Origin of the sequence: Secundilactobacillus silagei JCM 19001, assembly GCF_002217945.1 — a bacterium.
GTDB classification, from domain to species: Bacteria; Bacillota; Bacilli; order Lactobacillales; family Lactobacillaceae; genus Secundilactobacillus; species Secundilactobacillus silagei.
This window is the reverse complement of the sequence record NZ_BCMG01000085.1, coordinates 1-218: the sequence shown is the minus strand read 5'-3', so window position 1 is coordinate 218 and position 218 is coordinate 1. Positions and strand designations below refer to the sequence as shown.

The 218-nt window shown below is 51.8% G+C and carries 1 protein-coding gene; it reads left to right on the top strand.

Annotation, left to right across the window (positions count from 1 at the left end):
• Positions 1-218 (top strand): hypothetical protein (locus CES79_RS12985; RefSeq protein WP_159459511.1); only part of this gene is annotated, 218 nt, incomplete at both ends.

Below are 218 nucleotides of genomic sequence, written 5' to 3'. Positions count from 1 at the left end.
AAGCAACCAAGGTGATCAAACGGTACCTGATGTAACTGGTAAGACGGGCGAGCATGTTGATGTTACAGTACCAGTGAAGCCAGGCTACACGGCGGATAAGTCAACGGTACCGGCGACGGTGAATGCCGACGGCACGATCACCGTTGATAACCCAACGACCACAGGTAAAGTGACCTACACACCAAACGATGCCAAGGCAAATGTGACGATTCCAAGCA